Genomic DNA, 8,386 nt, shown 5'->3' on the forward strand with positions numbered 1-8,386 from the left:
CGAGGACGGTGATCCTGCCGCGCGGGGGCCGGGCCAGGCGGACGATCTCCATGAGGGCGGTCGGCTTGCCGCAGCCCGACTCGCCCACCAGCGCGAGGGTCTCGCCTCGCCGGACGTCAATCCGATGCCGCGCGAGCGTGTGCGGGACGGGGGCACTCTGCAATGGGCGCTGCCGGAATTCCCGGCGCAGTGGAACTTCCACCACGTGAACGGGAAAACGGGCTCGGTCGATCGGGTCGTCCAAGGGGCTTTGCCTCGCCTCATGCGGGCGGACGAGAAAGGCGTGGTGCATCGCGTTCCCGAGTACCTTCATTCGGCCGAGGTAAAGCGCACGGGACGCGGGCAGACGGTCGTCTACCGGCTCAACCCGGAGGCGCGATGGTCGGACGGGCGGGCCATCGGGTACCGGGACTTCGCAGCGCAGGCGCGCGCGCTGTCCGGGCGGGATCCGCGGTATGAGATCGCCGACGACACGGGTTACCGGCGCATCGCACGGGTCGAGCGGGGTGCGGACGAGCAGGTCGTGAAGGTCGTGTTCGCGCGGCCTTACGCGGACTGGCGCCGCCTGTTCAGCCCGCTGTATCCGGCGGCGGCGTACGGCGATCCCCGGGCGTTCAACACCGGGTGGCTCGAGCGCCCGCCCGTCACCGCGGGGCCGTTCCGGGTCGGGCGGGTGGACCGGACGGCGAAGACGATCACGCTCGTGCGGGACCCGGGCTGGTGGGGCAGGCCCGCGAAGCTCGACCGGATCGTCTACCGGGCGATGGATCCGATGGCGATGCCGGGGGCGTTCGCCAACGGGGAGGTCGGCCTGATGGAGGTCGGGCTGGACGCGGGCGCGCTGCGGCGGGTGCGGGCGGCCGACGGCGGCGAGGTGCGGCGGGCGGGCGGCCCGGACTCGCGGGTGTTCACGCTCAACGCGGCGGGGGCGGTCCTGTCGGACGTGCGGGTGCGGCGCGCGGTGATGCTCGGCCTGGACCGGGACGCGATCGCCCGGTCCGACCTCGTGGGGCTCGGCGTCCCCGCGCGGACGCTCGGCAACCACTTCTACGTCGGCACCCAGCCGGGCTATCGCGACAACTCGGGTGTCCACGGACGGTACGACCCCGCGGCGGCGGCGCGGCTCCTCGACGCCGCGGGCTGGGCGAAACGGGGCCGCCACCGCGCGAAGGACGGGCGGACGCTCGCGCTCCGGTTCGTCGTCGCGGCCGGGCAGCCCATCGGCGGGCGGGAAGGGGAACTGGCGCGCGCGCTGCTCGAACGCATCGGCGTTCGGGTGGACATCGAACCGGTTCCGGCCGACGACCTGTTCGGGCGCATCACGCGGGGGGACTTCGACATCGCGCCGTTCTCCTGGTTCGGCACACCGTTCCCCGTGTCGTCGATGCGGGCGGTCTACGCGCGCCCACGGGAGGGGGAGGTCCGGCAGAACTACTCAGGAGGCGGTACCGCGACGATCGACGCGACGCTCGAGAAAGCGGTCACGGCGGGGGATCCGGCTGAGGTCCACACCCTTGTGAACCGGGCCGATCGACTCGTCTGGCAGGAAGCGCTCGTCCTGCCGCTGTACCAGCGTCCTCAACTGGTGGCCGCGCGCGTGGATCTGGCCAACATCGGCGCCTGCGGCTTCCACCAGCCCGCTTACGAGGACATCGGTTTCGCTCAGGACGCCTCGGAGGACGGGTAGGGGAGTTCGATGCCCTTGCGGTCGCTGGTGTAGCGGGCGCTCCACACGTAGAGCTTCAGGTCGTCCGCGGACACGCCGTCCTTGACGGGGAGGTCGGAGGCGATCCGCACCACGTAGGACGCGCCCGCGGGGATCATCCGGGTGCCGGCCTCCTCGAACGGGGGCTCGGCCCGGTCGACGCGGGCGATGATCTCGCTTCGGTTGGGCAGCGTGCACATGTCCTCGGGGACGCCGACCTGCGGCATGCACCGCTCCCGCGCGTCCTCCGGCACCTCCGCCTCGGGCATGAACAGGTCGGCGGGGAAGTCCAGCATGACCGGACGGCGCTGCGTGTTCGTCAGGACGTAGTCGGCGTAGGCGTACGTGGTTCCGGACGGCGGCGCCTGGGTGGAGCCGAGCGGTTCGGCGTCCGTGCCGGAACCGACGGCCGCGAGGCTGTAGCCGTAGCCCTCGGGGGTGGTGAACGGGACGGCGGCGCCCGTCCGGGGCGCGGGCTGCGAGCTCAGCGAGGGCGAGGCGCCCGATCCGCTCGCGCGGGACGGCGGCGCCCCGGCGTCCCCGGCGTCCGGCCCCGGCCGCAGGACGACGATGCCCGCGGCGATCGCGGCGATGCCGACGGCGCCCGTGAGCGCACCGGCGAGGCCGAGCCGTCCGGCGCCGGTCCGCCGGGGCTTGCGCCGCCGGCCTCCCGCGGACCGCGGCTGGTTGCTGTACGACATGGTCTCCGTGCTCCCCTCAGCCCGTTGCGTCCGAATCGGTAAGCGCGTGCTGCCGGTGGGTGGCTGGTCACGATACCGGACACCCGGATCAGCGCCGGACAGGCCACCATTGACGGGAGAAACACCGAACCACTAGGGCGAACGCCTACGAACCGCGTTCGAGGAGGGCGTCGCGGCCGAGGCCCCGCAGGGACGCGTCGAGCACCTGCGCGGTGTGCGCGATCGCGATGGCGTCGCCCCGGCGGCGCAGCGCGCCCGCGATCTGCATCGTGCATCCCGGGTTGGCGGCGACCAGCAGCTCGGCGCCGGTCGCGGCCACGCCGGCCGCCTTGCGGTCGCCCAGCTCCCCGGCCGCCTCCGGCTGGAACACGTTGTACGTGCCGGCCGAGCCGCAGCAGATGTCGGGGTCGGCGATCTCCCGGACGGTCAGTCCGGGGATCTGCGCGAGCAGCGCCCGCGGCTGCGCCCGCACGCCCTGCGCGTGGGACAGGTGGCAGGCGTCGTGGTAGGCGACGGTGACCGGAAGCGGCCCGCGCTCCGCGCGGGGCCCCAGCTCGGCGAGGAACTCCGCGAGGTCGCGGGTGCGCTCCGCCAGCCCCTCCGCCCGGCGCGCCCACACGGGATCGTCCGCCAGCAGCGCCCCGTACTCCTTCATCGACGACCCGCAGCCCGCCGAGTTCACCACGATGACGTCCACGCGCTCGAACGCCTCGATCGTCCGGCGGGCGAACGCGCGCGCCTCGTCCGCGCGTCCCGCGTGCATCGACAGGGCGCCGCAGCAGCCCTGCCCGCGCGGGATGACGACGTCGCACCCCTCCATCGCCAGCACGCGGGCCGTCGCCGCGTTGACGCCCGGGAAGAACTCGCCCTGCACGCAGCCGACCAGCATGCCCACCGTGGCGCGCCGGCCGCCGCGCGCGGCGACCCGCTCCGGCAGCCGCGGCGCCCGGCCGAGCGGCGGCGCGAGCCGCTCCATCGCCGCCAGCGACGGCGACACCCGCTCCAGCAGGCCCGAGCGGCGGACGAACCGGTCCAGGCCCGACCGCTGGTAGGCGCGCAGCGGCCCGCGCAGCGCCCGCAGCCGCCGCCGGTACGGGAACAGCCGGAAGACCAGCTCGCGGACGGCCCGCTCCCGCAGCGGCCGCGGGTGGTCGCGCTCGACCTCGGCCCGCGTCAGCTCGATCAGCCGGTCGTACTGGACGCCCGACGGGCACGCCGTCACGCACGCCATGCAGCCGAGGCAGCGGTCGAAGTGCTCGACCATCGGACCGCCGAGCGGCTCGCCCTTCGCGTGCTGGTCCATCAGGTGGATGCGGCCGCGCGGCGAGTCCGCCTCCTCGCCCCACAGGACGTACGTCGGGCACGTCGGCAGGCAGAACCCGCAGTGCACGCAGTCGCCGAGCAGGTTCGCCACCTCGCCGGGGGAGCCGGGCGACACCGGCCCTTGCGGCACCGGCTCGTGCGGCGGTCCGGGGTGCGGCGGTCCGGTCTGCGGGGCGCTCATCAGATACCTCCCGTGAAACGGCCGGGGGACAGCCGGTGGTCGGGGTCGAACTGGTCCTTGACGCGCCGCATCAGCCGCAGGGCCGGGACCGGGCCCCACACGTCGACGGCGCCGCGCACGTCCTCCGGCGCGTAGCGGACGACCGCGCCGCCCTTGTGCCGGGCCAGCGCGGCCCGCACGTCGGCGACGACGTCCGCGACGGTCCCGGACGGGACGCCGGCGGGGGAGCCGCCCGGGGACAGGCCCACGTACCCGTGCCCGTCGCCGTTCCACGTCACGGCCGTCCCGGTCGCGGGCAGCGCGGCGAGCAGGTCGCGGAGCGCTGGCGGGGGCGCGGCGACGTCGAGCAGGACGGTGCCGTCCGGGTAGCGGCCCCAGCCGTCGGGGGCGTCCTCGGAGATTTGCGCTTCTCGCCCCAGGAGTTCGACCGTCTGCTGTGCGCGCGCGCCGACACCGTCGGGGACGCCCTCCAGCAGGACGGCCACCACCCCGGGGGAGAGGTACTCGACGGCACTCGGCACCACGGGCGAATGCAGGACGGCCTGCACCGCCTCGTGCGCCTCCTCCGGCCCGTCCACGGGACGCGCGACGTACGCGCGTGCGGCGGGCGTCGGGTGCAGGCGGAACGTGGCCTCGACGATGAGTCCCAGTGTTCCGTACGAGCCGCAGAACAGCCGTCCCAGGTCGTATCCGGCGACGTTCTTGACGACCTTGCCGCCCGACTTCGCCACCTGACCGTCCGCCCGGACGATCGTGAGCCCGATGACCAGATTCCGTGGCGTTCCGTAAAGGGTCCGGAGCGGACCGGACGCGCCCGTCGCGATCGTCCCGCCGACCGTGGAGCCGGGGAGGGGCGCGTCCAGGGCGAGCCGCTGCCCCTCGCCCGCGAGCTCCGCGCCCAGCCGCTCCAGCGGCATCCCCGCCTGCGCGGTGGCCACGAGGTCGCCGGCGGCGTGCTCGACCAGGCGGTCCAGCCGCCGGGTGTCCACGATCAGGTCGCAGCGCCGCGGGGGCGTCCCCCAGTCCAGCCGCGTCTCGCCGCCGCGCGGGACGACCGCCAGCCCGTGCTCGGCGGCGACCCGCATCACCTCCGCGGCCTCGCCGACCGTGGCGGGCGCGGCGACGGCGGCGGGCTCGACGCCCAGCACGCCCTCCTCCGGTTCGCCGGGGCGGACGTCGCCGCAGACCTTCGCGAGGGCGCCGAGCGCGTCGCCGGATGCATCGGGGGGCCGCATCAGAACAGGTCCGCCTTTCCCTCGAACGGGTGGGGTCCCTTGCGCACGCCCGGGACCTCACCGCACAGGCGCGGCGTCGGGAACACCTTCCCGGGGTTGCACAGGCCCGCCGGATCGAACCCGCACCGCACCATCTGCATGGTGTCCAGATCGGCTTCGGTGAACATGCGCGGCATGTACCGGGACTTGTCCACGCCCACACCGTGCTCGCCCGTGATGGAGCCGCCGTGCTCGATGCAGAGATCCAGGATTGCGCCCGACACCTCCTCTGCGCGCGCGCCCGCACCTTCTTCGGCGTCGTCGAACAGCACCAGCGGATGCAGGTTGCCGTCCCCCGCGTGGAAGACGTTCGCGACCCGCACCCCCGACTCGGCCGACAGCTCGTCGATGCGCGCCAGCACCCGCGGCAGGGCCGTCCGCGGGATCACGCCGTCCTGGACGATGTAGGCGGGGCTGATCCGCCCCACCGCTGCGAACGCCGACTTGCGGCCCGTCCAGATCAGCGCCCGCTCCACGTCGTCGGTCGCGACCCGGATCTCGAACGCGCCCGCGTCCCGGCACATCCGTTCGACCTGCGCGAACTGCGCCGCGACCTCCGCCTCCGGGCCGTCCAGCTCCACGATCAGCACCGCGCCGGCGCCCGGCGGGTACGCGCACTGCACCGCCGCCTCGGCCGCCTCGATCGACAGCGCGTCCATCATCTCGATCGCCGCCGGGACGACCCCCGCGCCGATGATCGCCGACACCGCGGTGCCGCCCGCCTCGATCGACCCGAACGCCGCGAGCAGCGTCTGCACGGTCTCCGGCACCCGCGTCAGCCGCACGGTGATCTTGGTGGTGATGCCGAGGGTGCCCTCCGCGCCGACGAACACCCCGAGCAGGTCGTAGCCCGGACCGTCCGCCGAGAGCTCCACCAGCTCGCCGTCCGGCGTGACGACCTCGCAGGCCAGCACGTGGTGCGCGGTGAACCCGTACTTGAGGCAGTGCGCGCCGCCGGAGTTCTCCGCGACGTTCCCGCCGACCGAGCAGATCTGCTGGCTGGACGGGTCGGGCGCGAAGTAGTACCCGTACGGCCGCACGGCCCGCGTCACGTCCAGGTTGATCACCCCGGGCTCCACCACCGCCCGCTGCCCCGGGATGTCGATCTCCAGGATCCGCCGCATCCGCGACGTCACGATCAGGACGCCGTCCGCGCGGGGGAGCGCCCCGCCCGACAGGCCCGTCCCCGACCCGCGCGCCACGTACGGGACGCCCGCCGCCGCGCACTCCCGGACGATCGCCGCGACCTGCTCGGCGGTGTCGGGCAGGACGACGACGGCGGGCGTGCACCGATGGTTCGTCAGCCCGTCGCACTCGTACGTCCGCAGCCGCACGGGGTCGGTGATGACGCGTTCCGGCCCCAGCAGCGCGTCCAGGCGCCGCGCGAGCGCCTCCAGCTCCGGCTCCATCCTCGAACGATCCTCCCTGCCCCCGTCCGCGCGCAATGCATGGACGGCCGCGGCCGGATCAGCCCATCCGCTCGTAGGCGGGGGTGGTGAGGAACTCGGAGTACGCGTCGGCGAGCGTGACCTCCTTGAACAGCGCCACGGCCTCGTTGTAGCGGGGCTCGTTGAACGCGTCGCCCAGCTCGGCGCGGATCTTGCCCAGCTCCTCCTCCAGCAGCCGCTCCACCCACTCCTTGGTGATCTTCTGGCCCTCGGCGGTGGAGACGCCGTTGTAGATCCACTGCCACACCTGCGAGCGGGAGATCTCGGCGGTGGCCGCGTCCTCCATCAGGTTGTGGATGGCGACCGCGCCCGCGCCGTCCAGCCAGGTGGCCAGGTAGCGCAGCGCCACGTCGATGTTGTTGCGCAGCCCCGCCTCGGTGATGTCGCCCGGGGTGGCCTTGACGTTGAGCAGGTCGGCCGCCGTGACGTCCACGTCCTCGCGGAGCCGGTCGCGCTGGTTCGGCTTGTCGCCCAGCACGCCGTCGAAGACCTCGCGGCACACCGGGACGAGGTCGGGGTGCGCGACCCACGAACCGTCGAAACCGTCGCCGGACTCGCGCGTCTTGTCCGCCCGCACCTTCTCCAGCGCGACCTTGTTGACCTCCTCGTCCCGGCGGGACGGGATGAACGCCGCCATGCCGCCGATCGCGTGCGCGCCGCGCTTGTGGCAGCTGCGCACCAGCAGCTCGGTGTAGGCGCGCATGAACGGCGCGGTCATCGTGATCGCGTTGCGCTCGGGCAGGACGAACTCGGCGCCGCGGTCCCGGAACTTCTTGATCACCGAGAAGAGGTAGTCCCAGCGGCCCGCGTTCAGCCCGGCGGAGTGGTCGCGCAGTTCGTAGAGGATCTCCTCCATCTCGAACGCGGCCGGGATCGTCTCGATCAGGACGGTCGCCCGGATCGTCCCGCGCGGGACGCCCAGGCGGTCCTGGGCCAGGTTGAATGCGTCGTTCCAGAGCCGCGCCTCCTGGTGCGCCTCCATCTTCGGCAGGTAGAAGTACGGGCCCCGGCCCTTGTCGATCTGCCGCTGCGCGCAGTGGAAGAAGTACAGGCCGAAGTCGAACAGCGACCCGGACATGGGCTCGCCGTCGATCAGCAGGTGCTTCTCCTCCATGTGCCAGCCGCGCGGCCGGACGACGATGGTCGCCAGCTCGGCATCGTCCTTGAGCGCGTACGACTTGCCGCTCTTGGCGTCGGTGAAGTCGATCGTGCGGTCGAGGGCGTCCCGCAGGTTGAGCTGCCCCTCGACCATGTTGTTCCACAGCGGGGTGTTGGCGTCCTCGAAGTCGGCCAGCCACACCTTCGCGCCCGAGTTCAGCGCGTTGATCGTCATCTTCCGGTCCGTCGGGCCGGTGATCTCGACGCGGCGGTCCTCGAGCCCCGGCGCCGGGTCGGCGACGCGCCACGAGTCGTCCGCCCGGATCTCCGCCGTCTCGGGGAGGAAGTCGAGCGTGCCGCCCTCCGACAGCCGCCGCTGCCGCTCCGCGCGGGCCGCGAGCAGCTCCTTGCGCCGCCCGCCCAGCTCGCGCTGGAGCGCGGCGAGCAGACCGAGCGCCTCCGGCGTCAGGATCTCCTCGTACCGGTCGCCGAGCGGCCCGGTGATCTCGATGCCGTCCTGGTTGCCCATCTGCCCGCCCTTTCGTATAGCGAAATTCCGTTTCTGTTACGTGGAGAACGTTACTCGGCGCGCGAACCGCCGAGTAACGTTCTCCACGTAACAGAAACGGAATTTCGCTATACGAAAGGGCGGGCAG

General features: G+C 73.3%; 7 protein-coding genes. 1 reads left to right on the forward strand and 6 read right to left on the reverse strand.

Annotation, left to right across the window (positions count from 1 at the left end):
- The coding region (locus DMH08_RS42885; protein WP_442778670.1) for an ATP-binding cassette domain-containing protein at positions 1-244 on the reverse strand (244 nt) is incomplete at its 3' end.
- Between the two features lie 39 nt (positions 245-283).
- On the opposite strand from DMH08_RS42885, the gene DMH08_RS36800 reads away from it, so the two are divergent.
- Complete coding sequence (locus DMH08_RS36800; RefSeq protein WP_158642457.1) at positions 284-1,687, forward strand: ABC transporter family substrate-binding protein; 1,404 nt, start codon at positions 284-286, stop codon at positions 1,685-1,687.
- Here the strand turns inward: DMH08_RS36800 and DMH08_RS36805 are convergent.
- From DMH08_RS36805 to aceB, 5 genes are all read right to left on the reverse strand, one after another.
- Positions 1,663-2,406 (reverse strand): hypothetical protein, encoded by a 744-nt coding sequence (locus DMH08_RS36805; protein ID WP_125620811.1) that lies wholly within the window; start codon positions 2,404-2,406, stop codon positions 1,663-1,665. The two genes, DMH08_RS36800 and DMH08_RS36805, sit on opposite strands and share 25 nt — an antisense overlap.
- Positions 2,407-2,551: 145 nt before the next feature.
- Complete coding sequence (locus tag DMH08_RS36810; RefSeq protein WP_125620813.1) at positions 2,552-3,910, reverse strand: (Fe-S)-binding protein; 1,359 nt, start codon at positions 3,908-3,910, stop codon at positions 2,552-2,554.
- On the reverse strand, positions 3,910-5,145 hold the full coding sequence (locus DMH08_RS36815) for an FAD-binding oxidoreductase (protein WP_125620815.1): 1,236 nt from the start codon (positions 5,143-5,145) through the stop codon (positions 3,910-3,912). Before DMH08_RS36815 ends, DMH08_RS36810 begins: the two co-directional genes overlap by 1 nt.
- On the reverse strand, positions 5,145-6,593 hold the full coding sequence (locus tag DMH08_RS36820) for an FAD-linked oxidase C-terminal domain-containing protein (RefSeq protein WP_125620817.1): 1,449 nt from the start codon (positions 6,591-6,593) through the stop codon (positions 5,145-5,147). The genes DMH08_RS36815 and DMH08_RS36820 overlap by 1 nt, the downstream gene beginning before the upstream one ends.
- A 58-nt stretch (positions 6,594-6,651) precedes the next feature.
- Positions 6,652-8,259 carry a malate synthase A gene (gene aceB / locus DMH08_RS36825; protein ID WP_026405552.1) on the reverse strand — a complete coding sequence of 536 codons (1,608 nt, stop codon included), beginning with the start codon at positions 8,257-8,259 and terminating at the stop codon, positions 6,652-6,654.
- Positions 8,260-8,386: the final 127 nt, after the last annotated feature.

This window comes from Actinomadura sp. WAC 06369, assembly GCF_003947565.1.
GTDB classification, from domain to species: Bacteria; Actinomycetota; Actinomycetes; order Streptosporangiales; family Streptosporangiaceae; genus Spirillospora; species Spirillospora rifamycini.

Excerpts from the sequence above, each read along its gene's own strand:
- DMH08_RS36805 (WP_125620811.1), bottom strand. The coding sequence starts at position 2,406 with ATGTCGTACAGCAACCAGCCGCGGTCCGCGGGAGGCCGGCGGCGCAAG.
- DMH08_RS36810 (WP_125620813.1), bottom strand. The coding sequence starts at position 3,910 with ATGAGCGCCCCGCAGACCGGACCGCCGCACCCCGGACCGCCGCACGAG.
- DMH08_RS36815 (WP_125620815.1), bottom strand. The coding sequence starts at position 5,145 with ATGCGGCCCCCCGATGCATCCGGCGACGCGCTCGGCGCCCTCGCGAAG.
- DMH08_RS36820 (WP_125620817.1), bottom strand. The coding sequence starts at position 6,593 with ATGGAGCCGGAGCTGGAGGCGCTCGCGCGGCGCCTGGACGCGCTGCTG.
- aceB (WP_026405552.1), bottom strand. The coding sequence starts at position 8,259 with ATGGGCAACCAGGACGGCATCGAGATCACCGGGCCGCTCGGCGACCGG.